We start from the raw sequence: 26,990 nt of genomic DNA on the forward strand, positions 1-26,990 counted from the left end.
TTACCGGTACGCAAAGACCATGGCATAGATGATCCAGACCACGATACTGAACCCGATCCCCAACGCTATCCAGGCAAAGACACGGATCGCCCTGATGACGATCGGCGGGTAGGGCTCCGCCAATCGCGATTCCAACGTCCCCGCGGCCACTTCCTTCTCATACTCCCCGGGCTTGTCTTCCTTCAACTCGTCCACGTCCATCCGACCGGTGAAGATCACCATATCCATCGGGAATTTCTCCGGACGGAGATGGGTATTGAAGAAATGGACGGTAAAGATGAACCCGGTCGCAAGCAACGCCTCATCACTATGAATGATGGTGGCAACGTTGAGCGCCCACCCCGGAAGCACCAGCGTGAACAGCTCCGGGAACCAGAGCGTCAATCCGGTCGACCCGATCACCACCATGCCCCAGAAGACCGCGAAATAATCGAATTTCTCCCAGTACGTCCACCGGCCATACTGCGGACGGGGACCCATACCCAGGAACCATTTGAACGAGTCGCGGATGTCGTGCAGATCTTTCTTGTTCATCAACATCGTGTCCGGACCGAACAAGAGGGCTTTCCAGCTCCCGTACTCACGCTTCTTCCGCCGGAAGAGATCCACAATATGCGTGATGAAGACCGCGATCATGACCACCGCGGCCAGACGGTGGATGAAGCCGGCGGACTGATAGCCGCCGAACACGCGCGACAGGAATGCCGCCCATCCGGTATAGGAGAACTTCAACGTCATGCCGGTCAGGGCAAGACTGATGAACGACACGATCATACTGGCATGCAGCAGCCGGTTCAACCGCGAGAACCGCACATACTGGCGTTCGTTCCGATCACTCGTTTGCGGGTCCATGCTCACTGTCTGCCGTTGTCGTTGATGCATCATGCTCGTGTGCCTCACGCTCCTGCTCGCGCTTACGGCGCGCCCGCCGCATCTGCAGTGCCCGCGGCAACCAGAGAAGCGTATGAATGCCGCTGACCACGAAGGTCACCACAAGCAGGCCCGTCATTCCCCAGAATGTCCAGAACAACCACGGATACTTGGCCGGGTCGTGATGCGTGGCGTGCGTCAGATACCCCGCAAACCGCCGGTTCGCGCCCGGATGACACTTCTGGCACGTCGCCACGACATTCTCGCGGCTCAGATGCGAACGCGGATCCGCGAGCGCCTGGATGTCGTGAGCACCGTGACAATCATAGCACTTCGCCGTACCGGTATACCCCAACTGCGACACCTTGCCGTGATACGTATCGAAGTAGGTGCGCGCGATGTCCTCGTGACACCGGCCGCACTGCGTCATGATCGTCAACTTGAAACCCGTTTCGTCCGCACGCTGGATCGCGTGCGCACTATGACAATCATCGCACACCGGAAGCTTCTTCCCGCCCGCCTTCGATGAGTCGGCATGAATGCTCTGACGGAACTGCTCTTCAATGCCATGATGGCACTTCCCGCACGTCCCCGGAACATTCGCGGGATTGATGCTCGACGCAGGGTCCTTGCGCGGCAACACACCATGCGCCGTGTGGCAGTTCGTGCACATGGCCGTCACCGTCAGACCGCTCTTCGTCAGGCCCCGGCCATGAATGCTCTCGTTGTAATGCTGGACGATGTTGGTCTGATCGCCGGTGTACCGCATCGCCGCTTTCTCGCCTTCCCGATGGCAGCGCGCACACAGGCCCGGGACGTTCGTGGGAAAGGTCGGCGACTGCGGCTGATACTTGCCGAAGATCCGGTGCGTACCGTGGCATTCTTTGCAGCTCGGCCCATTGGGATCCTGACGCGCGATCAACTGCCCGTGCGTGCTCTTGACGTACTGCTGCGCAACCTCGGCATGGCACGATGCACAATCCACGGGCTGGGTGATGGTCTCACATGGACGCACCTTCGCGACGTTCACGCCGGCGTGACACTGGCTGCACGCCACACGCACATGGCGCGATTCGCCGAGATGCTCCTGAGCGACATATAGCGACCGGCCGTTCTTCGACGACACAAGGTCCTGGCGGCTGTGGCAACGCAGACAGTCCTTGTCGGACATCCCCTGATCGTAGAATACCTTCCGCGCTTTGTGCGGCTGATGGCAGTCCACACACGCAGGAAGCACATGCGCCTCTCGCTCCCACAGTTCACCCTTGATCACCTTCCGGTGGACCGTCTCGATCTGGGCGTGGCATTTGGTGCAGGTCGCCGCAATGTTCTTCCGCGCAATGGACGAGTTGGGGTCCGTGTGCGGCAACTGCATGTGGGCCGTATGGCACGAAGCACACGTGGCGGAAACGATCAGGCCCTTCTTCAGCAGCCCTTCGCCGTGGATGCTCTCCGTGTAATTCTCGATGATGTGGTCCTGGTGGATCGCCCGTTCGCGCTGAACCGGCGAACCTTCTGAATGGCATTTGCCGCACGTAAAAGGGACCTGCAGCGGAGAGGCCGGGGACTTCGGGTCCTTGACCGGCAGGATCGCGTGGGTGCCGTGGCACGTGGGGCAACGGGGGGCAAGGGCATCGCCGCGGGCGGATGCCTGGCCGTGGAGCGATCGCGCCTGCTGCTTCGCAACCTCATCATGGCAGTCGGCGCAGACCGCCGGCTTCACATCCTCCTCATGCGGCAGTTCCTTGCCGGCGAGATCGGCATGGCACGTGACACATGCCAGCGACCCATGCACCGACGTGCCAAATCTCTTTTGGTCGACGAAGACACTGATCGTCTTCCCTTTGCGTGTCCCCGTCAGGTCGCGATCGGAGTGACAGGCCAGACATTCTTCGGCCTCCTGCGCGCGGGCAACGCCGGCGAAAGCGGACATACCAGCAAGAACGAAGACCATCAGCCGGAGCGTCCGTCCGGTCCATCTCCGTATGTCGGTACGCTTATGCATGGTCCGATCCTGCTGCGGATGAATCCATCTCCGCCCGGAGCTTCTCGAGCTCCAACGGATGCTCCTCTTCCATCTCCTCCTCGGTCAGCGTACCCTTCCAGAATGCGAGATTGATCGGATACGTGTCGGGATTAAAGATCACGAAATAGAAGTGCCACACAATGATGGACAGCGTGGCCAGCCACGCCTCATAATAGTGCACGGTGCGCGCGACATCCCACCACAACTTCGTCAGAATGCCGAGGAACACGTTGTCGGCCCACAGGATCACACCCGTAACACCCATGACGAACGTGCCCCAGATCAATGCCCAGTACTCGCTCTTCTCGATGTAGCTGAACCGGCCGAAGCGCGGCTTCTCCGTGGCAAAGCCCAGATTGTAACGCATCACGGCGATCGCATCATCGATGTCCTTGCGCACCGGGAGAAGGTCGCGCAGCAGTTCCTTGCCGCGGGGGACGAAGAACAGGTAGTAGACATGATAGAGGCTCGCGCATACCATCACGACCGCAGCGACACGGTGCAGGATCCCGCGCAGCTCAAAGGCCCACGGGATGTAATTCCGGAATGGCAGCACCCACCACGCATCGGGATACCGCAACGCAAAGCCGGTCAGGACCAGCGTGATGAAACTCACGAGCAGCGACGCGTGCTGGATGCGTTCGGCCAACGTCATGCGCACATACAGCCGGTGCGGCGCATGCTTGCGCGGCAGGTCGCCACGACGGTACATGAGCTGGCGCTTCGATTTCTTGATGAAGTCCAGCAGGTTGTGCACGAGCATACCGCCGATGATCAGGATGATCAGGCTCACATAACCGTTCGCCACAACGTACAGCACGCTGTCCGTGCTCTCGGTCGCGATGACGTGGACAGAACCCTTGGTGAAATTCGCGTTGGCCCCTTTGTGACATTCGCCGCAGGTGCGGGCCAGGTTCACCGGCGCGATACGCGAGGTGGAATCGGTGGACGGCTTGATGTCGTGCACGCCATGGCAGCTCGCACAGTTCGCCACCTCCACATCGCCGGCCCTGTTGGCGAGCCCATGGAAGCTGTCTTCAAAGCTCCGGAACCTGTCCGCGGCAAGCCCGTACTTCTGGGTCAAACGGACAGAGGCATGACAGGGTGAACAGACCTGCGACGAGACATTCGCGGCTGCTACCGGCGACCGTGCGTCCTTCGGCGAAAGGATGTTGTGCTCGCCGTGGCAGTCGGTGCAGGTGGGCGACGCCGAGACGCCGTTCATCAGCGCCATGCCATGGATGCTGACGTCGTACTCTTCCTTCTTGTCGCCATGGCATTGCGCACAGGTCGACGCGATGTTCCTCTTCGCGACGGTGGAACCGGGGTTCGACCCCTTCTTCATGTCGTGCGCCGTGTGACAGTCGGTACAGACGGCAGCGGCATCATTGCCGTGCTTGATCGCCTGTCCGTGCACACTCTCTTCGTAGCTGCGGATGAATCCGGCCGACGGGCCGACACGGGAACGGACCTCCGCTCTGTCGAGATGGCAGCTCTCGCACATGCGCGCCTGGTGCAGTCGGCTCGTGACGGACGTGCTATCCGTGGACGAGTGGACGCCGTGTTCGCCGTGACAATCGATGCAGGTCGGAGCGCCCTTCACACCATTCGCGAGGGCAATGCCATGATCGGACTGCACGTAGCGGACGCTCACCTGTCCATGGCAGCGCGAGCACATCGATTCCGCGAAGGCCTTTTTCTGGAGGGGTTCGAGCGAGGAGACCGGGCGGATCGCGTGGGTCGTGTGACAGTCCACGCACCGCGCGGCATGCGCCCCCTCTTTGTCCGGCGTGCCATGAATGCTGTGCGAATAACTCTTCACGGCATCGCTTTCATGGCAGGAGAAGCAGTTGACGGGCTTGATACGCCTGGCGTGGGGGAGTTCGGTCGGATCGAAACCCTCGTGGCAGGAGACACATCCGATGCCGGCATGGGCCGAAGCCGCGAAGGCTTTCCCGTTCACCGCAAGGGAAACCGTCTTCCCTTTGCGCTCCATGCTCAAGGAAGCATCAGCATGACACCCGAGGCAATCCGCGTCCGACTGCGCCCTGAGAGCAGGAGCCCACATCAGCGCCACACCAAGAACGACGATGAAACGTCTCACGTAACTCATCTCCGGAATCAGGTAGTTTCTACCTGTAATGAGGTCAATGAATATGCCAAATCCGGGCGCCGGGAATGTTGAAAAATGCCACAGATTCGCCCCCCCAGTCCGAAAACATTCCTAAAAATGCGAGAATTTGGGGTCCGATTTGCACAGTTGGGAAACTCCGGGTCCCCCGGGTGGGTACAGTTCAGGGCTGTTCCGCAAGGAGTTCTTCGATGCGCCGGGACACCGGAGCGATCTCGAACGGCTTGTAGAATACGGCATCCACATGTGCCCTGATCGCCTTGTCCAACTCAACGTCCCGCGCGTTGTAGACATAGAGCAGGATCGTGGGGAGCCTCTTGACGAGCTTGCGGAGCGCCCCGAGGCGCTCGATCAGTTTCTCCGACGGAACGGCGTCGACGAGGACAAGGTCCGCCGAATAGTCGGCAACCAGCTTGTCCAACATCCCCGGGTTCGTCGTCGTGATCACATTGTAGCGATCCTGAAACAGCATCGACAGGCTGAAGCAGAAGTTCAGGTCAGGGCTGTACAGCAGGATGGTCTTCTTGGTCTCACCACCCTCGCTCTGGGCCGACTTTGCCGGCGTCGTATGTTCGGTGTGTTGTTGCACGTCGTTCTGTTCTTACCGCAGGTGAAGGTCGCGCTCCACATCTTCGTTCTGGATCATGATCTCACGGAAGGGATGCGGCTTCACGGTCAGCACCGGAACGCTGCACAACCGCACAACGCGCTCGGCAACACTGCCCATGACCATATGCCGTAAACCGGTCCGCCCATGAGAAGCCATCACGATGAGGTCGATGCCTTCCTCCTGAGCGAAGCGTTTGATCTCTTCCACCGGATTCCCCTTCCGCACGACCGCGAAAAGCCGGATCTGCGCTGGAACGTTCATCCGGACGAACTCGTCCAGAGCCGCGCGGGTGTCATCATCATTCTGACCCCCACCGGTGTCCTTCCCGTGGTGACCTTCCTTCCCCTCATGCACATGCAGCAGATAGATCTTTGAAGTGTACAGCATCCCGAAAGATGCCGCGTACTCCAACGCCGCAAGAGAGAATGGGGAAAGATCGGTTGTGACCAGGATCTTCTTCAGGAAGATCATTCGGGACCCTCTCTGTTCCATGGGTGTTTTTCAAGAGTTGTGCCAAGACCTGAGGGGTGGCCGGAGATGGAATCTGCCGAAAACACCCCTCTTTTTGAGTGTTTTCGGCAGGGCCGTGGAAAACGTTTCCGATTTGTGGGAATGCAGGGGAGGAAATTCTTAACCCTGCGAAGGGATATTCAATTCTTCGATCTTCCTGTACAACGACGACAGACTGATCTTGAGGGCCTTTGCGGTCACTTCCTTGTTGTACTGGTTCGTCCGGAGCACGTGCGCGATGTACTGCCGCTCGAAATCATCCACCGCCTCTTTCATCGACCTCCGCGCATCAAACGAGTACACGGCATCGGTGCGCTGGTCAAAGAACGCCGGCAACTCCTTCTTCGAGATCACGCTCCCCTCGGCGAAGATCACCGCACGCTCGATGATGTTCTCCAGCTCACGGATCTCCCCCTTCCACGAATGCCCCACGAGACACTTCATCACTTCATTGTCCACGCCGCGGACATCCTTGTTCATCTCGCGGGCATACTTGGCCACGAAATGCTGCACAAGGAGCGGAATGTCGTCCACACGCTCGGTGAGCGACGGCAGCGTGAGTTCCACGATATTGAGGCGGTAGAACAGGTCCTCACGATACCTCCCCGCCTCCACTTCCTTCGTCAGGTTCTTGTTGGTCGATGCGATGATCCGCACATCCACCGTGATGCTCTGCGAGGTGCCGACCGCGGTGATCTCCTTCAATTCGATCGCGCGCAGGAGCTTCACCTGAAGGTGCAGCGGGATCTCACTCACTTCATCCAGGAACAACGTCCCCCCATCCGCCGCCTTGAAGAACCCCTCCTTGTCCATGGTGGCACCGGTGAACGCTCCGCGCTTATGCCCGAACAGCTCGCTCTCGAACAGGTTCTCCACGATCGCACCGCAATTCACCGAAATGATCGGGCCCGTAGAACGCTTGCTGTTGAAATGGATCGCACGCGCCACCAGCTCTTTGCCTGTTCCGCTCTTCCCGTTGATCAGCACCGTGCCGTCGGTCGTCGCCACCTTCTTGATCGTCTCGAACACCCGCTGCATCGCAGGGCTCTGTCCGATGATCTGATCGAACGTGTATTGCCGGTGCAATTCCCCGCGGAGGAGCTTGTTCTCCATGCTCACCCGCCGGGTCTGCAGCAGCCTGTTCAACTTCACCAGGAGCTCATCGAACTCCACGGGCTTCAGCACGTAGTCCACCGCCCCCTTGCGCAACGCGGCGATGGCCGTGTCGATCGAGCCATAGGCCGTGATGATCACGACGAAGGTCTCCGGACTGAGCAGCGTGATGTGCTCCAGCAGCTCGATGCCCTTCATCTCCGGCATCTCAAGGTCGGTGATGACAAGATCGAAGGAGGACTCACGGATCATGTCCAGCGCGATCCGGCCGTTCGCGGCATCGCGCACGCGATACCCTTCCTTGGCCAGCACGAACGACAATGATTCGCGGATGATCTCTTCGTCATCGACAATGAGGATGGATTCAGCCATGTGCATAGTCCTTTGGATTCAACGGGAGCGAGACACAGAAGGATGTTCCCTTGCCGCGCTCGCTCCACACGGAGACGTCCCCGCGGAAACTCTTGACGATACCGTAACTCACCCACAGGCCAAGGCCGGTCCCCTCTCCCACGCGCTTGGTCGTGAAGAAGGGCTCAAAGATCTTGGGCAGATGTTCGGGTGCGATCCCGGCACCGGTGTCCTCGATGGTCACCCGCACCATGTCGTCGTCCCGCTCGAAGGTCGTCGTGATCGTGCCCCGCTTTCCCTGCAGCGCATCCACGGCGTTCAGCAGGATATTGATGAACACCTGCGCGATCTGGTCCGGCACGAGCGAGAGCAGCGGGACCTGCTGGCGCACATGCGTGTAGAACGTGACCTCCTTGGCCTTCTTCCCCATCTTCACGATCTCGACCGAGTCCGTGAGCACCTTCACCAGGTCCGTGGGCTGCACCTGGTAGTTCGAAGGACGGGAGAAGTCCACCAGATCGCGGATGATCTTCGTGATGCGGTGGACCTGCGACTGCACAAGCCCCAGCTTGTCGCGCGCGAACTCGTCGCTCATCGTCCGCTGCAGGACCTGCACGATGGAGGAGATCGACGCGAGCGGGTTGCCCACTTCGTGCGCGATCCCGGCCGCCAGGGTGCCGATGCTCTCCATCTTCTGGGAGTGCATGAGCTGCTGCTCGAGCGCACGCTGCTCGGTCACGTCGCGGTGCGAACCGAGATATCCCACCACCTTGCCATCGATGTCGATGATCGGGGAGATGAGGAGCTGGGTGTACAGCGGGGCGCCATCCTTCCGCCTGTTCTCGACCTCGCCATTCCAGATCTTCCCGGCGCTGATGGTGATCCAGACCCGTTCCCAGAACTCTGTACTGTACTTCTTGCTGGAGATCAGGGAGGGATTCCGTCCGATCAATTCCTCCTTCGTGAAGCCGGTCGTCCGCTCGAACGCCGGATTCACATAGATCATGCGCCCCGCCGCATCGGTGATCTGGATCGGGTTCACGGTGTAGTGAACGACATTCGCAAAACGCAGAAGGTCCAGCTCACGCTGCTTCGACCCGGAGATGTCGCGCCCGAAGACCATATACCGGTGCGTCCCTCCATCAGACACCCGGTGCACGTAGACCAGAGCATCCATGGCGCGGCGGCCGTCCTGCCGGAACCGCACCTCGGTCTCCGACGAACGGTTGGTGTCATCCAATGCGTCGAACGGCGGACGGGGCGAATCAGGGGTGAGTAACGATCCGAACGGAATGGAGCCGTCCAGCTGCACCGGAAGGCCGGTGACCGCCCGTGCACGCTGGTTGCACTCCTCGATCTTCAACTCCGCGGACATGATGAAACACATGTCCGGGATGATATCGAGAAAGCCGCGGAGTGGTTCTATCGAAGAGGGGAAAGAGCCGTTCATCATTGAAAAATACCAAGAAATGCAGTGAGGTTCAAGCGGGCCAACGACCGGAGACCGCGGCGAGGATCACAACCCCGGGAAATAACGAACGGCGGGCCGCTTACGCAACCCGCCGTTCCTTGTCTCACAGCATATCCCGCAACCGTTAGGTCCCGGCGCTGTAGTCCTCATTGTACTTGATCTGCTCCGGCGTGAGGGTATCGATCTTGATCCCCATCGTGCTGAGCTTCACACGTGCGATCTGCTGATCCTGCTCCACGGGGATATCGTGCACCGTATTCTCGAGGCGCACCCCCTTCTTGTGCAGTTCGGCGATGCGGAGCTGCGACATGAACTGGTTCGCAAAGGACATATCCATCACTTCCGACGGATGGCCTTCTGCCGCAGCCAGGTTCACCAGGCGTCCCTGCGCCAGCAGATACACCCGCTGACCATCCTTCTTCAGGTATTCCTCGTTGTTGTCGCGGATCTCGCGCTTGGTCTTGCTCACCGCAGCGAGGTCGGGGATATTGATCTCGCAATCGTAGTGACCCGTGTTCGAGACGATCGCCCCATCCTTCATCGACTGGAAGTGACGTTTCACGATCACATCCTTCACACCCGTGGCCGTCACGAAGATGTCGCCCACCTTCGCCGCTTCGTCCATTTTCATCACGCGGAACCCTTCCAGCGTCGCCTTCAATGCCGCCGTCGGCTTCACTTCCGTCACGATCACGTTCGCACCGAGGCCCTTGGCCCGCTGGGCAACGCCCTTGCCGCAATGACCGAAACCCGCCACGACGAAGTTCTTGCCCGCGAGCAGGACGCTTGTCGCACGCAGGATGCCGTCCAGCGTCGACTGGCCCGTGCCATACACGTTGTCAAAGTCCCACTTGGTCTCGGCATCGTTCACCGCGATCACCGGGTATTTGAGCGCACCATCGGCCGCCATCGCGCGAAGGCGGTGCACGCCGGTCGTGGTCTCTTCCGTGCCGCCGATGACGAACTTCTCGGCGAATTCCGGATGGTCCTTGTGGATCGTGAAGATGAGGTCGGCACCGTCATCCAGCGTGAGGTTCGGATGGAACTTCAACGTCTGGTCGATGCACCAGTAGAACTCCTTCACATTCATCCCGTGCCATGCGAAGATCGACACGCCCTCGGCAGCGAGCGCTGCCGCGACCGCATCATTGGTGGAGAGCGGGTTGCATCCGCTCCAACTCACCTCGGCGCCAGCGGCCACAAGGGCCTTGATCAGCACCGCCGTCTCCTTCGTTACGTGCAGACAGCCCGCGATCTTGTACCCCTTGAAGGGCTTCGTCTTCTTGTATTTTTCCTGCAGCGCCATCATCACCGGCATGCGCGATTCGGCCCACTCGATGAGCCGTTTCCCTTCCGCCGCCAGCTTGATGTTCTTGACCTTGTATTTGCCTGGTTTCTGATCCATACTCTTCTGTGCCTGGTTGTGATAAGATCGTTACGGGAGGTCCCGTTATTTAATCGCCTTGAGGATCGTGTTGACGAGATCGAGCTTCTCCCACCCGAAATCCTTGTCGTTCCGGCCGAAATGGCCGTACGCCGCGGTCTTGCGGTAGATAGGACGGAGCAGGTTGAGACGCTTGATGATCCCGCGGGGCGTCATATCCACTTCCTTCGTGATCACTTTCTCGAGCTCGATATCCGGAATGCGCCCGGTACCGTACGTGTTCACATGGATCGACACGGGTTCCGCCACACCGATGGCATAGGCCACCTGGATCAGACACTCGTCCGCGAGGCCCGATGCAACGAGGTTCTTCGCAAGATGGCGCGTCGCATATGCTGCGCTGCGGTCCACCTTGGACGGATCCTTGCCGGAGAACGCTCCGCCGCCGTGCGGGGCGCGGCCACCGTAGGTATCCACGATGATCTTGCGCCCGGTCAACCCGGCATCACCATGCGGGCCACCGATCTCGAACCGTCCGGTGGGGTTCACATGGACGATCGTATTCTTATCCAGCATGTCCTGCGGCAGGACCTTGTTGATGACGTGTTTGATCACGTCCTCGCGGATCTTCTTCTGCGACACATCCGGGTCGTGCTGCGTGGAGATCACGACGGTGTGCACGCGTACCGGCTTGCGGCCATGATACTCGATGGTCACCTGCGACTTCGCATCCGGGCGCAGGTACGGCATCAACTTCGCTTCTTTCTTCCGGACGTCCGCGAGCCGTTTCACCAGCTTGTGTGCGAACATGATCGGCATCGGCATGTATTCGGGCGTCTCGTTCGACGCATACCCGAACATCATTCCCTGGTCTCCCGCACCGCCGGTATCGACACCGCGTGCGATATCCGGGGACTGCGAGTGGATCGCCGAGATCACCGAGCAGGACTCCGCATCGAAGCGGTAATCGGCCTTCGTATACCCGATCTCCCGGATGACCTTGCGCACGACATCCTGCACCTCGATGTAGCCGTTGGTCGTGATCTCACCACCCACGAACGCCAGTCCGGTCGTGACAAAACTTTCACACCCTACGCGTGAATGTTTGTCTTGTGCCAGAAGCGCGTCCAGCACTGCATCCGAAATCTGATCACACACCTTGTCGGGGTGCCCTTCGGAAACGGACTCGGACGTGAACAGGTAGGACATAGGATACCTCAATTGTGAACGATACGTGAATGACGATTAGTAAAATTCCAGTTCTGAAGCGTCGCCGACATTGAAGCGCTTGTAACTGCCGCGTACAAATGCGCCGCTGCCGATGATCGAGTTCTCCAGCAACACCTTGCTCACCCGCGAATCCGCCCCGATGATGGAGTTACGGATGATCGACTCGCTGACCTCGGCACCGTCGCCGACGGTGGTATTCGGACCGACGACACAATTGCAGAGCACGGCCGTCGGCGCGATATAGACCGGCTCGGCGATGATCACGCCCTCCATCGGGCGGTAGGTCGACCCCTTTTCCAGCAGGGCCTTGTTCGTGGACAGCAACGTCTCCGGCTTGCCACAGTCGTACCACCCTTCCACGGGGAACGTCTCCATATGCTCCCCACGGTCGATCATCATCTGCAGCACATCCGTAAGCTGGTACTCCCCCTTGGTGCGGATATCCTTCTGGACGACCTCGTCGAGGCATGCCCGGAGGAGAGGGGTGGTGTGTATATGATAGAGACCCACCACCGCCAGGTTGCCCGTGGCGTGCTCGGGCTTCTCAATAAGCCTCGTGATCACGCTGCCGTTCATCTCGGCCACACCGAACCGGCGGGGGTCCTCGACCATTTTTACGCCCAGCGCGGTGACGGGCTTCTTCAACACCGGTCGGAGGTCCACATCAAAGATGGTGTCCCCGAGTATGATCAGGACCGGCTCTTCCTTGAGCGCGTGCCGCGACATATAGATCGCATGCCCCAGGCCCAGCGGCATGTCCTGCTCCACAAAGTCGACCGGAAAGCCAGCGTACACCTTGCGGACGTACGCAATGATCTGCTCGCTCAGGTGCCCGACGATGATGCTTGCTGATGTGACCCCTTCATCGATCAACTTGTCGATGATATGACCCAGGATCGGTTTGCCGGCGACGTTCAACAAGACCTTCGGGTGCGTGAACGTGTGCGGACGGAGACGCGTCCCGATCCCGGCAACAGGTATGAGTGCATGCATAATGGGCCATTCCAGTCGAAAAATCAGTACATGGTACATAACTCTTGCGCCAGAAGCAACATACGGCGATGGACGTGTGATGCGCATCACGAAGAGCACGGGATTGAAATTCGCATGCGAATCATGTATCTTGAAAAAAGCGACAGACCGACCGCATGCCCAGACGATCCCCGCCCCGTGGTACCATAGCGCGCAAGGCCCAGCATGTCGACCTTGTCGTGCGGAAGAACGTCACATTCCGCACGAAGGCGACAGGCCTCGACGAATGGGAGTTCGTCCATAACGCGTTACCGGAGGCCGATCTGGCAGACATCCGGACGTCGGTCACCTTTCTGAACCATGCGTTGACCGCGCCGTTGATGGTCTCCTGCATGACGGGAGGCTACCCGGGAGCACTGAAGATCAACCGCGACCTCGCCATCGCCTGTCAGCACGCAGGCATCGCGCTCGGCGTCGGCAGCCAGCGGCAGGCACTCGAAGACTCGTCATATCATCACACGTTCGCCGTGGCACGGGAAGTGGCGCCGGATATCCCGATCGTCGGCAACATCGGTGCAGCCGAACTCGCGACCATGCGCGACACTTCGGCGGTGCTGCGATTGATCGACCTGATCCGCGCCGATGCGTTCACCGTTCATCTGAATCCCCTGCAGGAACTCCTGCAGCCCGAAGGTACCCCGCGATTCCGCGGCGTTCTCGCAGGGATCGCATTGCTCGTCCGCGAACTTCCCATCCCGGTCATCGTGAAAGAGATCGGCACCGGACTTTCCGCGGACGTCGTGGCACGCCTGCTCGATGCCGGCGTGCGCATCATCGATGTCGCCGGTGCCGGAGGGACGAGCTGGGCCGGGGTGGAACTGCTCCGGGGAGCGGACGGTTATTCCGGCGAGACATTCTGGGATTGGGGCATCCCCACCGCAACCGCGGTGCGCGATGCCGCGGCACTGAGAACACCCGATCGACCGTTCACACTCATTGCATCCGGCGGCATCGCATCGGCCCTGGATGCCGCACGCGCCATAGCGCTCGGCGCCGACCTTGCAGCGTCGGCGAGGCCGATGATCAGAGAACTCACGAAGGGCGGACGGCCGGCACTGGAAAAGATGCTCGCGCGCTGGCAACGGGAACTGCAGGGCATCATGTTCCTGACCGGATCACGGACCATCACCGCATTACAACACGCACCACTCGTAAGGAGATGCCGGGAGTGAAGCAGAACCCGCACGAACGACGCTACGATCTGCTGCGCCAGCGGGTGGACCGTCACCTGGCATCGCTCATCACCCCCGGTTCGCCGCACTCGCTGCGCGATGCATGCGCTTATGTGCTGTCCGGCGGCGGGAAACGCCTCCGCGCCATTCTTGTGCTGCTCGGCGCCGAAGCGGTGGGGGGAACCGCATCACGTGCACTGCATGCCGCAGCGGCGGTGGAGATCATGCATAATTTCACGCTGGTCCACGACGATATCATGGACCACGCGATGACGCGCCGCGGACGGCCGACGGTCCATGTCCGCTGGGACCTCAACACGGCGCTCCTTGCGGGCGACACCCTGCTCGCGATCGCGTACAGAAACCTCATGCGCACGCGCCATACGGACCCGGCCATGCTCGCACAATTGTTCACCGCAAGCGTCATCGGTGTCTGCGAAGGCCAATCCCTCGACCTCGAGTACGAACAGCGGAACAATGTCCGCGTGGCGGATTACTTCGCGATGATCGAGCAGAAGACCGGACGCCTCGTCACCGTTGCCGCGGAATTGGGAGGGAACATCGGCGGTGGGACGCCGCGGCAGATCACCGCGCTCCGGCGGTTCGGGCATCATCTCGGGCGTGCCTTCCAGTTGCAGGATGACCTGCTCGACGTCATCGGAGATGAACGCGAATTCGGCAAGGCGATCGGCGGCGACATCATCGAGGGAAAGCGGACCTATCTGCTGCTGCGCGCACGCGAGCGTGCACGCGGGGCCGACAGAACACTGCTCGACCGGGTGATGCGCAGGAAGACCGCCCCGCCATCGCGGCCGGAAAGCATCGCACACCGGCGCACACTCGTCGCACGCACCCGCGCGGTCTATGAGCGCTATGGCGTCATCGAAGAGACACGGCGGGAGGTCATGGAGAACACGGTCCGCGCGGTCAACGCGCTGCGCATCCTCCCCGCGTCATCCGCACGCTCCACGCTCCACTGGCTTGCCGGAGCTCTCGTCCACAGGTCATCCTGAGCACGGCATGATCGAGCGTACTGTCACTATCGTCAACAAGGCCGGACTCCATACCCGTCCGGCCGCAGCGATCGTCAAGACCGCCTCGCGCTTTCACGCGGAGTTCACGATCCGGAAAGGCATGTTCGAGATCAACGGCAAGAGCATCATCGGCGTCATGACCCTCGCGGCCGAGCAGGGCTCCACCCTGGACCTGATCTTCACCGGCGCAGACGAGGAGGCCGCGGCGCAGGCCGTGGTCGAACTCTTTGAGCAGGGATTCGGGGAGAATTGACATGACCGACACCCCGCAGCACACGGACGAGATCATCCTGAAAGGGGTCGCCGCCGCACCCGGCATCGCCTGCGGCAGCGCCTACCACTATTCCAAACTCATCCCGGAGGTCCGCGCGCGTGCGATCACGGCGGACGAGGTCCCCGCGGAACTCGAACGCCTCCGGACCGCCAACGCCCGCTCCGAAAAGGAACTGCGGAAGGTCCTCGCCTTCGCCGAACAGAAACTCGGCTCCGAAAGTGCGGTCATCTTCGAAGCACAGATCATGATCCTCTCCGATACGATCCTCATGGGCACCATCGAACAACGGATCGCCGGGGAATTGAAGAACGCCGAGCACATCGTCTCCGATGAGATCAGCAAGTACAAGCACCTGATGCTCGCCTCCACCGACGAGTACATGCATGAACGCGCGCATGACGTCGACGATGTGATGAACAGGATCATCCGCAACATCCAGGACCAGAAACTCTTCTCGCGCCTGGAAGGGGCATCGATCATCGTCTCCGAGACCCTCGCACCGGCAGACACGGTCATCTTCAGCAGGAACCAGATCCTCGGGTATGCCACCGACCTCGGCGGCGTCACGTCGCATGCCGCGATCCTCTCACGGTCGCTCAAGATCCCCGCAGTGGTCGGACTCCGGAACGCGACCAGGCTGATCAAGACCGGCGATGCCGTCGCGATCGACGGATACGCCGGACACCTGATCATCAATCCGTCGCCCGCCACCATCGAGCACCTCGAGGCGAAAGCCGCGAAGTTCCGCGCATTCGAAGAACAGCTCACCGACATCGCCGGACTGCCGGCCGTGACCATCGACAAGGCGAAGGTGGAGCTCTCCTCGAACATCGAATTCGCCGAGGAGGTCGAGTTCGCCAGGGTGCAGGGATCGGAAGGGATCGGACTGTTCCGTACCGAAAGCCAGCTCATCGGCCGCGCGGACTATCCGAGCGAAGAGGAGCAGACGGCACTCTACACCCGCGTGGCGGAAGCAATGTACCCCCATCCGGTCCTCTTCCGCACGTTCGACATCGGCGGCGACAAACTCGCACCCGATGCGCACCATGAAGAGAACCCGTTCCTCGGCTGGCGCGGCATCCGCGTCCTCCTGGACCGTCCGGACATCTTCACAGCCCAGCTGCGGGCCCTCCTCCGTGCCAGCGCCCGGAAGAATGTGCGCATCATGTTCCCGATGATCAGTACGATCGAGGAAGTGCACCGCGCCAGGGAGTTCGTGCATCAGGCACAGGCCGAACTGAAAGCGGCCGGCGTCCCCTTCGATCCTAAAATGAAGATCGGGGTGATGATCGAGGTCCCCAGCGCCGCGCTGATGGCAGAACAGATCGCCGAAGAGGTCGACTTCCTGAGCATCGGCACCAACGATCTCACGCAGTACATGATGGCCGTCGACCGCGGAAATGATTCCGTGGCAACGCTCTATCAGCCGTTCAATCCGGCCGTCGTACGGATGATCCACTTTGTGGTCGAGGCCGCACACCGGAAACACAAGTGGGTCGGCATCTGCGGGGAGATGGCCGGCGACCCGGTGGCCACGGTCCTGTTCGTCGGCCTCGGCGTGGACGAGCTCAGCGTCATCCCGCCCGTCCTCCCCGAGATCAAGAAGATCATCCGCTCCATCCGCCAGCGCGACGCGCACCGCGTCGCCGAAAAGGTGCTGATGATGACCGGGGAGCGGGAGATCAGGGAATACCTGTCGTCGATCACCAGGACCCGCGTGCCGGAGATCCCGCTGGAAGAGCAGTGAAGAAGTGAACGTAACGAGAACAGACCACAGCGAAACAGAGAGAAGAAGCGTATGATCAATGAAGCGATTGCACGGATCGACCGGGCGAACATGTTCAAACTCGTCCGCGAGTTCCCCGCCCAGGTGGCGGAAGCACTGGAGATCGGCGCGAAGGCCACCGTCAAGATGAAGGTGACCGGCGTGAAGAACATCGTGGTGTGCGGACTCGGCGGGTCCGCCATCGGCGGTGACCTGCTGCGGTCGTACCTCGGCGGCGAGATCGGCGTACCCATCATCGTCAACCGGCACTACACCCTGCCCGCCTTCGTCGGACCCGATACCCTCGTGATCATCTCGAGCTATTCGGGGAACACCGAAGAGACGAACACGGCGCACCGCGAAGCCATCAAGCGGAAGGCGCGTATCCTGGTCATCTCGTCGAACGGCATCGCCGAGAAACTCGCGCTCAAAATGAAGTCGCCCTTCATCAAGGTCCCCGGCGGCCTCCCGCCCCGCGCCGCCGTCGGCTACTCGTTCTTCCCGCTGCTCCTCGCCCTGATCAAACTCGGCTTCATCAAGAACCGCCCGAAGGATATCAAAGAAACGGTCACCCTTCTCCAGTCGAAGGCGGCGGTCTATACCCTCCCCGATCCCGCGCAGAACCCCGCCCTCGCCCTGGCCCAGGAACTCAAGAACCGCCTCGTGATCACGTACTCCTCCACGGAACGGTTCGACGCGATCAACACCCGCTGGCGCGGACAGATCGCCGAGAACGCGAAATCCCTCGCCTTCGGCCATGTCCTCCCGGAGATGAACCACAATGAGCTCGTCGGCTGGAAGGTGCTGACGGAACCTATGGCGGACATGCACGTGTTGTTCCTGAGAGACAAGCAGGACCACCCCCGCGTGCAGATCCGCATGGGTATCACCAAAGAGATCATCGCACGCCAGACCGAACACTGCACGGACGTGTGGAGCGAAGGAACGAGCCTGCTTGCCCGCATGTTCTCGCTGCTGTACCTGGGCGATTGGGTGAGCTACTATATGGCGATCCTCCACGAGGAAGACCCGACGCCGGTGGCGGTGATCAATCATCTCAAAAATGAGCTGGGGAAGGTGAAATGAGGAAGCAACACTATATCGCTCTGGGCGTGGCCGTATTCACCGTGGCACTCATCTTTGTGGCGACGGTCTTCCGGAGTGGAACCTCTTGGTAGAGGACTTGATTATCCATTATCCATGGATAATGGATAATCGATAATGACGCAAAGCGAAGCCCGGGTTGTTCCCGGGCTTTGCTGTTTCATGAGCGCGTGGCACGGATGCCACAGCGTGGTCCATTTCGTCGCATTCCCACCGACCACTTCGCTCCACGCCTTGCAAGTTCTTCGGAAACTCTCTACAATGGTCACGGTACCCTGAGGAGCCTACGGAAACTGTCGGGCCGGCCATGACGCGTACGTCTGTCAATCTGATCATTCTCCTCGCTCTCCTGATCCTCCCTTCCACCCTCTCCGCCCAGTTCTTCTACTTCGGGCGGAACAAGGTGCAGTACACCGATTTTGCCTGGCATGTGCTCAAGACCGAGCACTTCGATATCTACTACTATCCCGAAATGAAGGACCTCGCGGAACGCGGAGCGTTCTTTGCCGAGGAGGCGTACCGTGATCTGGAAGTGAAGTTCAACCACTCCCTCAACATGCGCGTCCCCCTCATCCTCTACAGCTCACACCTCCACTTTCAGCAAACGAACACCACGGGCGGCTTCATCCCCGAAGGCGTCGGCGGGTTCTTCGAGTTCCTCAAAGGGCGCGTCGTCATACCTTCCGATGGCTCGGTCTACCAGTTCCGGCATGTGATACGCCACGAACTCGTCCATGTCTTCATGCACAGCAAGGTCAGCCGCGTCCTTGTGGACCACCGGAAGACACAGGACCGCTACCCGCCCCTGTGGTTCATCGAAGGCCTTGCAGAGTACTGGTCGACCGCATGGGATGCCCAGGCAGAGATGGTCATGCGCGATGCCGTGCTCAATGATATCGCGGTCGGACTCGAGGATATGGGCCGCATCTATGGCTCGTTCCTGATGTACAAAGAGGGACAGAAGGCGCTGACCTACATTGGCCGGAAGTACGGCGAGGAGAAGATCCTCCTGCTCATGGAGAACTTCTGGAAGGAACCCTCCTTCAGCGACGTCCTGCGCATCACGATCGGCAAGACGTTCAAGGAGTTCGACGAGGAGTGGCTCTATAGCCTCAAGAAGGAATACTATCCGCTCCTCGCATCACACGACCAGCCAAGCCAGGTCACCCACCGCATCGCACGCGATGGATTCAATGCCAAACCCGTGGTGTTCGAACACGACTCGACACGCGACGTCTACTTCATCGGCAACCGCACCGGGTACACAGGGATCTTCCGGAAGAACCTGGACGACCCCAACCCCGAAGCGGATGCCGTCAATGTGATCGAAGGGGAACGATCGGATGAATTCGAGGCATTCCATCCGTTCAAGAGCGGGATCGATGTCTCGGCCCGCGGACTCCTGGCCTTTGCAACGAAGAGCGGCGAGCGCGATGCCCTCCACCTCTACGACGTCCGCGCCAACGAACTCGTCACAAGCTTCCGGTTCGCCGGCCTCGTCAGCATCGGTTCAACCTCATGGTCGGCGGACGGACGGCGCGTCGCCTTTTCGGCCATCGACAAGGGCGGCCAGAACGATCTGTATGTCCTGGATACGGAGTCGCGCTCACTGCGCCGCCTGACCAACGACTACTATGACGACCGCGACCCGGCGTGGTCGCCGCGCGGCGACACCCTCGTGTTCAGTTCCGATCGTACCACGTACGGCGACAGGGGGCGGTACAATCTGTTCCTGTACGATCTCACCAACGGGAACATCTCGTACCTCACATGCGGCCCGTGGAGCGACAGCTCGCCGGCCTGGTCGCGCGACGGTTCCCTTCTGGCATTCACGTCCGACATCGAGGGGACGAGCAATATCTGGATGATGGACATGACGAGACGGTTCTCCGGGGGGATCCGCAGCATGACGCGCGTGTCCGCATTCGTCACCTCGGCATTCGACCCGACCTGGACATCGAATGGCGAGCTGGTATTCACGACGTTCGAGAAATTCAGCTTCCGCATCGCGTCGTTGAAGAATGCCCGGGCGGTCTTCGACACATCCACCACCGTGCGGACCCTTGACCTCATGGACCGCACCCGGCCGTGGGAAGCAACGATGCTCTCGGCCCACTCCGAGGTGCAGCGCCTCAAATACCGCGGCGACTACAGTCTGGATGTGGCGCAGAGCGCGATCTCCACCGACCCGGTCTTCGGGACCGCCGGCGGGGCCTTCGTGGCCCTGAGCGATGTCCTGGGGAACGACCAGTACTACTTCCTTCTCTATAATACTGCACAATCCCAGGACGAACTGCTGTCCAGCTTCAATATTGCGATCTCCCGCGTCTCCCTCAGCCAGCGCACCAGCTTCGCATACGGGATCTACCGGTTCACAGGCCGCCGGTACGATCTCTCGGCCAGGGAAGAGTTCTATTACGAGCGTGTCTTCGGCGGCTATTTCGCGACAAGCTATCCGCTGACGAAGTTCGAGCGGCTCGAGACCGGCCTCAGCCTGAGCAATTCCAACCGCGAGATCGACGGCACGTTCGAAGAACGGAAGGCGTTGCTCCTTTCGAATTCGATCGCCTTCACGCACGACAACTCGCTCTGGGGCCCGAGCGGGCCGCTCGATGGGACCCGCTTCAATCTCACCCTCGCCTATACGTCGGACATCCAGTATTCCAATGTCAACTACTTCTCCGTCATCGCGGACTACAGGCACTATGCACGCCTCTCGCAGCGGAGCGCGTTCGCCTCGCGCTTCTGGCTCTTCTACAACCACGGCAAGGAATCGCGCAGATTCGTGATGGGCGGCAGCTGGGACCTCCGCGGATGGGAACGATGGAGCATACGAGGCGAGAAACTCTGGCTCACCAGCCACGAGCTGCGCTTCCCGTTCATCGATGAACTCTCCGTCCGGTTCCCTTTCTTCGGCCTGAGCTTCTTCTCCTTCCGCGGTGCGCTGTTCTTCGATGCGGGCGGAGCCTGGGACCGGGAGTACGGTCAGACCCTGGGCAGCGCCGGCGGCGGCATCAGGGTGAATCTCGGGGGTGTGCTCGTACTGCGGTATGACATCGGAAAGCGTATCGAGGACAACTTCACGCATTTCCAGGATGGGATATTCCACCAGTTCTTCTTTGGATGGGACTTCTGATGCGCAGGGCACTGGTCATAGGGATCGCGGTCGCGCTGGCAGGATGCGGCGGGCTGAAACTTGCCGGACCGCCACGCCACCCCGAGTCGGGCATCCTCATGCTCGGCGGAAGCCCGTCGCGCAACAACAACCTGAACGATGTTCCTCCTCCTCCTCTTTCACCCGAATGGGATGAGGACGTCACCGCCGGCATTGGCGACGGCGCGCCGTGTCTCGTGGACAGTATCCTGTTCATCGGGAATCTGCGCGGGGAGCTCTACGCCCTCCATGCCGCCACCGGCAAACGTCTCGGCTGGGTCGCCCTCGGCGGCGCGATACAGGGAACGCCGGTGATCGCCGGCTCGAGAGCCATCGTGGCACTTGCCGGAGGACGCGAATCCGTCGTCGCATACGATCTTGTCGAGGGGAGGATCCGCTGGCGGTTCTCCGGGGGCGACGTCCACGGATCTCCCCTCCTGCTGGGAACATCCATCTATGCCGCGAACGTCTACGGGGTCCTCACGTGCCTTTCCCTGGGGACCGGCGAAAAGATGTGGAGCTTTGCTCTTCCGTCGAATACCACGCTGAAGGGGATCCGGTCCTCACCTGCAGGCCAGGACAGTTCCATTGTCTTCGGAGCTGACGACGGATCCCTGTACTGCTGCAATGCGCTGACCGGCACGATGCGCTGGCGCGTCACATCGGGTGGGCCCATCCAGGCGACACCGGTCATTCATGACGGCACCGTCTATGTTGGCACATTGAACGGCGATCTCGTGGCCGTCGACCTGAGGTCCGGCTCTCTCCGATGGTCGGGTAAGCCCGGGTCGTCGATCTATGGTGCCGCGGTCGCCGACTCCGCTGCCGTGATCGTCGGCACCACCGGCGGACATATCGTCGCGATGGACCCTGCCACAGGGGCCACACGCTGGAACACCGACCTCCGGTCCCCCGTTGATGCAGGACTCCTTGGGGCCGGCGATGTCATCTATGCCGGTACACTGAAGAAGGAGCTCATCGCCCTCAAGCGATCGACCGGCGAGATCATCTGGCGCACAACGACCGATGGCCGGATCAAGACGACACCCATCGGAGGGCTCGGCCGCGTCTTCATCGCACAGGACACACGCATCATACGATCGTTCCGGGGTGCACGATGAGATCCGGAAGAAGCACTGCCCTCGCCCTGACAGCTTGTGTCCTCACGCTCGCGTCGAACATTGCGGTGGGGGCTTCCCCCGCCGACTCGGTGCTGACGGCGCGGCTCGCAGTGACTTCTGACCTTGACAGCGCGGCGGTATACCTCGACACGGTGCACGTGGGGAACACGCCCCTCGTTCTCAACGCAGTGCTCCCCGGGATCCACGTCCTCAGGGTCCTGCCTCCACGACCTGAGGAGTGGTCCGTCCAGGCCGCGACCGATACGGTGCACGTGCTGCCGGGCCAGACCCGCACGGTTTCGTACCGGCTCCGGGCCTTCATCCCGCTCCACAGTGATCCTGCAGGAGCGGAGTTCTTCATCAATGATTCGCTGGCAGGTATCACCCCCTTGTTGCTCAAGCCCTCCGATATTCGGGAAGACGCCCGTCTGGAGCTGCGACTGAAGGGATTCGAACCCATGCCGGTTCTGCCTTCCGCCCTGACCGGGGAGACGGCCCTCACCCTGGCGTTGAAGGGAAGTTGGCAGGGGGAGCCCGGCGAAGCCCCCACCGTTCTTCTGCCTGTCCATCCCTGGGATGCGCGCAAAGTTGGTCTCTTCGTGAGCGGCGGGGTCTCGATCCTGGCCGGGATCGGGGCCGCCTATTTCAAGATCTCTGCCGATGAAAAGCAGGAAGCCTATCTGGCAAGCGGAGATCCTGGTCTGGCCTCCGAGCGGAAGCGTTTGGACACCCTGGCGGGGGTATCCCTTGCTTTCGCCCAGGCAGGGATCATCGTTCTCTCCTATCTCCTGATCACGGAATAGTACCCTCCCGTAACCCATTATCATTCTTGACTTTCACTCGTGCACGTTCTATATTGAGGCAATGCGAGCGGTCGTACGCCCGGACATGCAATCACCAATGCCCAGCCCTGAATGAAGGACGACCTGGAATTTCTTAAGAACGTCCCGATCCTAAGCGATCTGCAGCCGATGGATCTCGACACGATCTCTAAGGTCGGCGTTCGGAAGAAGTACAAGAAGGGAAGCATCATCCTTCTTGAGGAAGAAGCCGGCGCGGCGCTCTTCGTGATCGTCTCGGGCAAAGTGAAGATCGTCCGGATGGACGATGACGGGCGCGAGGTCATTCTTTCGATCCTCGGTGAGAGCGATTTCTTCGGCGAGATGGCGATCCTGGACGGTTTGGCCCGCAGCGCCAGCGTTGTGGCCACCACCAAGGCCGAACTCTTCATGATCCACCGCAGAGATTTTCTCAAGTTGCTTCACGATTTCCCTTCCGTTGCCATTGCCCTCCTGAAAGAACTGACGATGCGTCTGCGCAAAGCGGACGCTATGATAAAGAGCTTGTCGTTGAAGGATGCCGCGGGCCGCGTTGCGAACGTGGTACTGCAGCTTGCAGATGATATCGGAAAGATCCGTAAGGGTCGCGTAGAGATCGATGAGCTACCGTTGCAGCAGGACCTTGCCAACATGGCCGGGACATCGCGCGAGACCATTTCACGCATGATCCACTCCTTCATCCGCGAAGGCCATATCGAGATCGAGCGCGGGAAGCTCATCATCAACGACTACGAGAAGTTCAAGAGCAGGTATTTGTAGTCCATTCCTTGTTCTTTCTTGCCCGGACACCGTGATGGGAGGATCGTTTCCCGCCGGAATGTGTTCGGCACTCAGACACAGCACACCGTGACGTCGTGGCAGGGTGGCCCGCACCGGACAACTCTGCTGTGCACGCCCTCTGGTTCCGATTGCTGCTGCCGGACCCGACACCCGCACCCACCACCCGGGTTGACACTTCCCTGTTGCCACAGCCGAGCAGACGGAGGAAGCATGTGATGAAGGCTCACGCTGGAGAAGACACACCATGAAGACGATCGAAGGTCAGATCACTGCTCACGGATGCAGATTCGCACTCGTGGTCAGCAGATTCAATAGCATCATCACCGATCAACTGGTACGCGGCGCCGTCGACTGTCTCGTCCGCCACGGCGGCACCGACGATGCCATCACCGTGATCTACGTACCCGGTGCATTCGAGATCCCGCAGACGGCGGCACAGGTCGCGCGGAGCGGAGCAGCGGACGCCATCATCTGTCTCGGATGCGTGATCCGCGGTGCCACGCCCCATTTCGATTATATCGCCGGTGAGGTGACGCGCGATGCCGGCGCGGTCGCCATGCAATCCGGCGTTCCGCTCACCTTCGGCGTCCTGACCACCGATTCGCTGGAGCAGGCATTGGAACGCGCGGGCGCCAAGGCGGGCAACAAGGGATGGGATGCAGCATTGAGTGCGATGGAACTCCTGCAGGTCCATAAACAACTGCACGGTATCACGAAGAAGTAGGGGAGCTGATCAAAGCCATATGAAGAGCGGGTGGAGCGTCTGTGCGGTTGTTCTCCTGGGCACCATGACTGCATTCGGTGCATCCGGGACCTGGCGAAACTATACATCGATGATGGAGGTCCGGGCTGTTGTCCGCGATGGCGGCGACTACTGGGCCGCGACATCCGGCGGCCTGTTCCGGTGGACACCCGGGAGCAATGACTTCCTGCGGTTGACCAATGCAGAAGGCCTCCGCACCATCGATCTCACTGCCGTCAGCGTGGATACGGCCGGCGATGTCTGGTCCGGCGCCGCCAACGGCACCATCCACTTCTATTCTCCCTCCACCGGCACGTTCCGCCCGGTCCTCGACATAGCCACGGCGAATCAGACCAACAAACGCATCAACGCGATCACCGTGGCAGGCGATACCGTGCTCTTCGCCACGGAATTCGGCCTCAGCCTCTTCCGTATCGGTCGCTTTGAGTTCGGCGATACCTATTCCCGGTTCGGCTCCATCCCCGTCGGTACACGCACATCCGTGACCGCCGCGGTGATCCATGACGGCAAGATCTGGGCATGTATCTCCGATGGCCAGACCGTGAACCGCATCGCGGCAGCTTCGCTCTCCAACCCGAACCTTCTTCCCCCCGAATCCTGGACGCTGCATACCGTCGGGAACGCCTCGATCGTCCCCCGGACCCTCGCGGTCTTTGACGGACGACTGTACACCGGAACGTCGTCGGGACTCTTTTCTTATGCGAGCAATGCCTGGACGGAGGTCCCGGGACTTGCCGGGAGGAATATCGTCGGACTCGCTTCGTCAGCAACTGCCCTGCTCGTGGTCGCTGCCGACCGCACGGTCTTTTCGGTTTCCTCCGCCAACACCGCCACGCCGGTCGGAACCGCCATCAGCGCCACGCCATCGTCCGTCACCGCGACATCCGATGGGAAGCCGGTCGTGGGCACAACGACCCTCGGCCTCCTCACCTACGAGACCGCATGGGCCTCGCACATGCCGAATGGCCCCAATGCGAACCAGTTCCTGAATGTGGTCGTGGATCCCGACGGCATCGTGTGGTGCGGTTCGGGAGACGTGTCGGGTTCGGGGCTGTTCCGGTTCGATGGGACGACATGGACGAGTTTCACCATGGCGAACAGCAAGATCCCCTCCAACGACATTTATCGGATGTCCGTCGGTTGCGACGGGACGGTCTATGCTTCCAGTTACGGGCGCGGTTTGATCGCGATGCCGAAAGGCGCGACGACCATCGACAGCACGCAGATCTATTATAAGAATGTCGGGATCCCCGGCCTGGCGGGCGACCCCAACTATGTCGTGGTCAGCAACGCCGTGTGCGACAGCCGCGGCAACGTGTGGACCAGCATCGTGCTTGCCGGCGACAAGAACCTGTTCGCGGTCCGTTCTTCAGCAGGAAAATGGACATTCTTCCCTGCCATTGTCGGCGGCATCAAGATGTCCACCTTGCAGGACCGCCCCGTGGACCGCTGCCTGGGCGTGGACGCGTTCGACAACGTCTGGGCGATCGTCAGGGATGCGGCGTACCGCGGGGTGATATCGCTTGGCAATGCGGGTTCCATCGACAGCACCGCGGCATTCCATGTCACGACATCCCATGGCCTTCCCAGCAGCGAAGTGAAGACCCTGGTCGTGGACAAGGACAATGACATCTGGATAGGCACGGACCGCGGCATCGCGATCATCCTCGAACCCTCCAATCCGCTCCGCTCCGGTGCCATCGCGGCCTATAAACCTCTGAACGGGCTCGTCATCAATACGATCACCATCGATCCGCTGAACCAGAAATGGGTCGGGACCACCGAAGGGGTGTTCCTCCTTTCCCCCGACGGGACACAGACGCTCGCATCGTACACCGTGGAGAACACGGCCGGCAAGTTGATGGACAACGACGTGAAGTCGATAGCGGTGGACCCCAGGACGGGGATGGTCTATTTCGGGACCATGTCGGGACTGGCGAGTCTCACGACGCCTGCAGCGGCGCCGCGGGAATCATTTGACGGCCTCACGGTCTATCCCAATCCCTTCATTGTACCGGCAACAAGCCAGTTGACCGTGAGTGGACTGGTGGCAAACTCGGAACTGAAGATCGTTGCGATCGACGGAACGCTCGTGCGGACACTGAAGACCCCCGGTGGCCTCGTCGGCACCTGGGACGGACTCGATAGCAACGGCGATCCGGTGGCATCCGGCATCTACATCATCGTTGCCTACGGAGAGAACGGGGGAGCAGTAGCGACAGGCAAAGTGGCAGTGATCCACAAGTAATGCCCTTC

General features: G+C 60.6%; 21 protein-coding genes. 11 read left to right on the forward strand and 10 right to left on the reverse strand.

All coding sequences use genetic code 11. The features are described from left to right. From IPI01_14840 to IPI01_14885, 10 genes are all read right to left on the reverse strand, one after another. Positions 1-852 (reverse strand): cytochrome b/b6 domain-containing protein, encoded by an 852-nt coding sequence (locus tag IPI01_14840; protein ID MBK7259043.1) that lies wholly within the window; start codon positions 850-852, stop codon positions 1-3. Continuing rightward, positions 833-2,875 (reverse strand): hypothetical protein, encoded by a 2,043-nt coding sequence (locus tag IPI01_14845; GenBank protein ID MBK7259044.1) that lies wholly within the window; start codon positions 2,873-2,875, stop codon positions 833-835. The genes IPI01_14840 and IPI01_14845 overlap by 20 nt, the downstream gene beginning before the upstream one ends. Next, positions 2,868-5,000 carry a cytochrome c3 family protein gene (locus tag IPI01_14850; protein MBK7259045.1) on the reverse strand — a complete coding sequence of 711 codons (2,133 nt, stop codon included), beginning with the start codon at positions 4,998-5,000 and terminating at the stop codon, positions 2,868-2,870. The genes IPI01_14845 and IPI01_14850 overlap by 8 nt, the downstream gene beginning before the upstream one ends. A gap of 190 nt (positions 5,001-5,190) precedes the next feature. After that, positions 5,191-5,616 (reverse strand): hypothetical protein, encoded by a 426-nt coding sequence (locus tag IPI01_14855; GenBank protein MBK7259046.1) that lies wholly within the window; start codon positions 5,614-5,616, stop codon positions 5,191-5,193. A gap of 12 nt (positions 5,617-5,628) precedes the next feature. After that, the gene (locus IPI01_14860; protein MBK7259047.1) at positions 5,629-6,108 is read right to left on the reverse strand and encodes a universal stress protein; all 480 of its coding nucleotides are present in this window, start codon (positions 6,106-6,108) and stop codon (positions 5,629-5,631) included. A gap of 159 nt (positions 6,109-6,267) precedes the next feature. Continuing rightward, on the reverse strand, positions 6,268-7,632 hold the full coding sequence (locus tag IPI01_14865) for a sigma-54-dependent Fis family transcriptional regulator (GenBank protein ID MBK7259048.1): 1,365 nt from the start codon (positions 7,630-7,632) through the stop codon (positions 6,268-6,270). Next, on the reverse strand, positions 7,625-9,064 hold the full coding sequence (locus IPI01_14870; protein ID MBK7259049.1) for a PAS domain S-box protein: 1,440 nt from the start codon (positions 9,062-9,064) through the stop codon (positions 7,625-7,627). The genes IPI01_14865 and IPI01_14870 overlap by 8 nt, the downstream gene beginning before the upstream one ends. 142 nt (positions 9,065-9,206) lie before the next feature. Further along, positions 9,207-10,487 (reverse strand): adenosylhomocysteinase, encoded by a 1,281-nt coding sequence (locus tag IPI01_14875; protein MBK7259050.1) that lies wholly within the window; start codon positions 10,485-10,487, stop codon positions 9,207-9,209. 45 nt (positions 10,488-10,532) lie between these two features. Then, entirely contained in the window at positions 10,533-11,675 is a 1,143-nt protein-coding gene (locus IPI01_14880) for a methionine adenosyltransferase (GenBank protein ID MBK7259051.1), read from the reverse strand. Between the two features lie 36 nt (positions 11,676-11,711). Further along, a complete protein-coding gene (locus IPI01_14885; protein MBK7259052.1) occupies positions 11,712-12,689 on the reverse strand; it encodes an NTP transferase domain-containing protein in 978 nt (325 codons plus the stop codon). Positions 12,690-12,844: 155 nt separating this feature from the next. Here IPI01_14885 and IPI01_14890 point away from each other — a divergent pair, with 155 nt between their 5' ends. The 11 genes from IPI01_14890 (at position 12,845) to IPI01_14940 (ending at position 26,982) form a co-directional block, all read left to right on the forward strand. Then, positions 12,845-13,900: a type 2 isopentenyl-diphosphate Delta-isomerase gene (locus IPI01_14890; GenBank protein MBK7259053.1), complete on the forward strand. Its 1,056-nt coding sequence runs from the start codon at positions 12,845-12,847 to the stop codon at positions 13,898-13,900. Beyond that, a complete protein-coding gene (locus IPI01_14895) occupies positions 13,897-14,913 on the forward strand; it encodes a polyprenyl synthetase family protein (protein ID MBK7259054.1) in 1,017 nt (338 codons plus the stop codon). The genes IPI01_14890 and IPI01_14895 overlap by 4 nt, the downstream gene beginning before the upstream one ends. Positions 14,914-14,920: 7 nt before the next feature. Then, complete coding sequence (locus tag IPI01_14900; GenBank protein ID MBK7259055.1) at positions 14,921-15,187, forward strand: HPr family phosphocarrier protein; 267 nt, start codon at positions 14,921-14,923, stop codon at positions 15,185-15,187. A 1-nt stretch (position 15,188) separates the two neighbouring features. After that, positions 15,189-16,955 (forward strand): phosphoenolpyruvate--protein phosphotransferase, encoded by a 1,767-nt coding sequence (gene ptsP / locus IPI01_14905; GenBank protein ID MBK7259056.1) that lies wholly within the window; start codon positions 15,189-15,191, stop codon positions 16,953-16,955. A gap of 51 nt (positions 16,956-17,006) precedes the next feature. Then, positions 17,007-18,059, forward strand: a complete 1,053-nt coding sequence (locus IPI01_14910; GenBank protein ID MBK7259057.1) for a bifunctional phosphoglucose/phosphomannose isomerase — start codon at positions 17,007-17,009, stop codon at positions 18,057-18,059. A 325-nt stretch (positions 18,060-18,384) separates the two neighbouring features. After that, positions 18,385-21,213, forward strand: a complete 2,829-nt coding sequence (locus IPI01_14915) for a PD40 domain-containing protein (protein ID MBK7259058.1) — start codon at positions 18,385-18,387, stop codon at positions 21,211-21,213. Further along, positions 21,213-22,352: a PQQ-binding-like beta-propeller repeat protein gene (locus IPI01_14920; GenBank protein ID MBK7259059.1), complete on the forward strand. Its 1,140-nt coding sequence runs from the start codon at positions 21,213-21,215 to the stop codon at positions 22,350-22,352. The genes IPI01_14915 and IPI01_14920 overlap by 1 nt, the downstream gene beginning before the upstream one ends. Beyond that, positions 22,349-23,155, forward strand: a complete 807-nt coding sequence (locus tag IPI01_14925; protein ID MBK7259060.1) for a PEGA domain-containing protein — start codon at positions 22,349-22,351, stop codon at positions 23,153-23,155. The genes IPI01_14920 and IPI01_14925 overlap by 4 nt, the downstream gene beginning before the upstream one ends. 111 nt (positions 23,156-23,266) lie before the next feature. Then, positions 23,267-23,950 (forward strand): Crp/Fnr family transcriptional regulator, encoded by a 684-nt coding sequence (locus IPI01_14930; GenBank protein MBK7259061.1) that lies wholly within the window; start codon positions 23,267-23,269, stop codon positions 23,948-23,950. A 265-nt stretch (positions 23,951-24,215) separates the two neighbouring features. After that, entirely contained in the window at positions 24,216-24,695 is a 480-nt protein-coding gene (locus IPI01_14935) for a 6,7-dimethyl-8-ribityllumazine synthase (GenBank protein ID MBK7259062.1), read from the forward strand. Positions 24,696-24,714: 19 nt separating this feature from the next. After that, complete coding sequence (locus IPI01_14940) at positions 24,715-26,982, forward strand: hypothetical protein (protein MBK7259063.1); 2,268 nt, start codon at positions 24,715-24,717, stop codon at positions 26,980-26,982. Positions 26,983-26,990 lie beyond the last annotated feature (8 nt).

This window comes from Ignavibacteriota bacterium (assembly GCA_016707525.1).
Classification (GTDB): Bacteria; Bacteroidota; Ignavibacteria; order UBA10030; family UBA6906; genus JAGDMK01.

Bases quoted from the DNA above. Each gene is read 5' to 3' on its own strand.
- ptsP (MBK7259056.1), top strand. From the start codon at position 15,189: ATGACCGACACCCCGCAGCACACGGACGAGATCATCCTGAAAGGGGTC.
- IPI01_14845 (MBK7259044.1), bottom strand. From the start codon at position 2,875: ATGCATAAGCGTACCGACATACGGAGATGGACCGGACGGACGCTCCGG.
- IPI01_14890 (MBK7259053.1), top strand. From the start codon at position 12,845: ATGCCCAGACGATCCCCGCCCCGTGGTACCATAGCGCGCAAGGCCCAG.
- IPI01_14930 (MBK7259061.1), top strand. From the start codon at position 23,267: ATGAAGGACGACCTGGAATTTCTTAAGAACGTCCCGATCCTAAGCGAT.
- IPI01_14885 (MBK7259052.1), bottom strand. From the start codon at position 12,689: ATGCATGCACTCATACCTGTTGCCGGGATCGGGACGCGTCTCCGTCCG.
- IPI01_14880 (MBK7259051.1), bottom strand. From the start codon at position 11,675: ATGTCCTACCTGTTCACGTCCGAGTCCGTTTCCGAAGGGCACCCCGAC.
- IPI01_14860 (MBK7259047.1), bottom strand. From the start codon at position 6,108: ATGATCTTCCTGAAGAAGATCCTGGTCACAACCGATCTTTCCCCATTC.
- IPI01_14920 (MBK7259059.1), top strand. From the start codon at position 21,213: ATGCGCAGGGCACTGGTCATAGGGATCGCGGTCGCGCTGGCAGGATGC.
- IPI01_14935 (MBK7259062.1), top strand. From the start codon at position 24,216: ATGAAGACGATCGAAGGTCAGATCACTGCTCACGGATGCAGATTCGCA.
- IPI01_14840 (MBK7259043.1), bottom strand. From the start codon at position 852: ATGGACCCGCAAACGAGTGATCGGAACGAACGCCAGTATGTGCGGTTC.
- IPI01_14875 (MBK7259050.1), bottom strand. From the start codon at position 10,487: ATGGATCAGAAACCAGGCAAATACAAGGTCAAGAACATCAAGCTGGCG.
- IPI01_14940 (MBK7259063.1), top strand. From the start codon at position 24,715: ATGAAGAGCGGGTGGAGCGTCTGTGCGGTTGTTCTCCTGGGCACCATG.
- IPI01_14865 (MBK7259048.1), bottom strand. From the start codon at position 7,632: ATGGCTGAATCCATCCTCATTGTCGATGACGAAGAGATCATCCGCGAA.
- IPI01_14915 (MBK7259058.1), top strand. From the start codon at position 18,385: ATGACGCGTACGTCTGTCAATCTGATCATTCTCCTCGCTCTCCTGATC.
- IPI01_14900 (MBK7259055.1), top strand. From the start codon at position 14,921: ATGATCGAGCGTACTGTCACTATCGTCAACAAGGCCGGACTCCATACC.
- IPI01_14925 (MBK7259060.1), top strand. From the start codon at position 22,349: ATGAGATCCGGAAGAAGCACTGCCCTCGCCCTGACAGCTTGTGTCCTC.
- IPI01_14870 (MBK7259049.1), bottom strand. From the start codon at position 9,064: ATGATGAACGGCTCTTTCCCCTCTTCGATAGAACCACTCCGCGGCTTT.
- IPI01_14910 (MBK7259057.1), top strand. From the start codon at position 17,007: ATGATCAATGAAGCGATTGCACGGATCGACCGGGCGAACATGTTCAAA.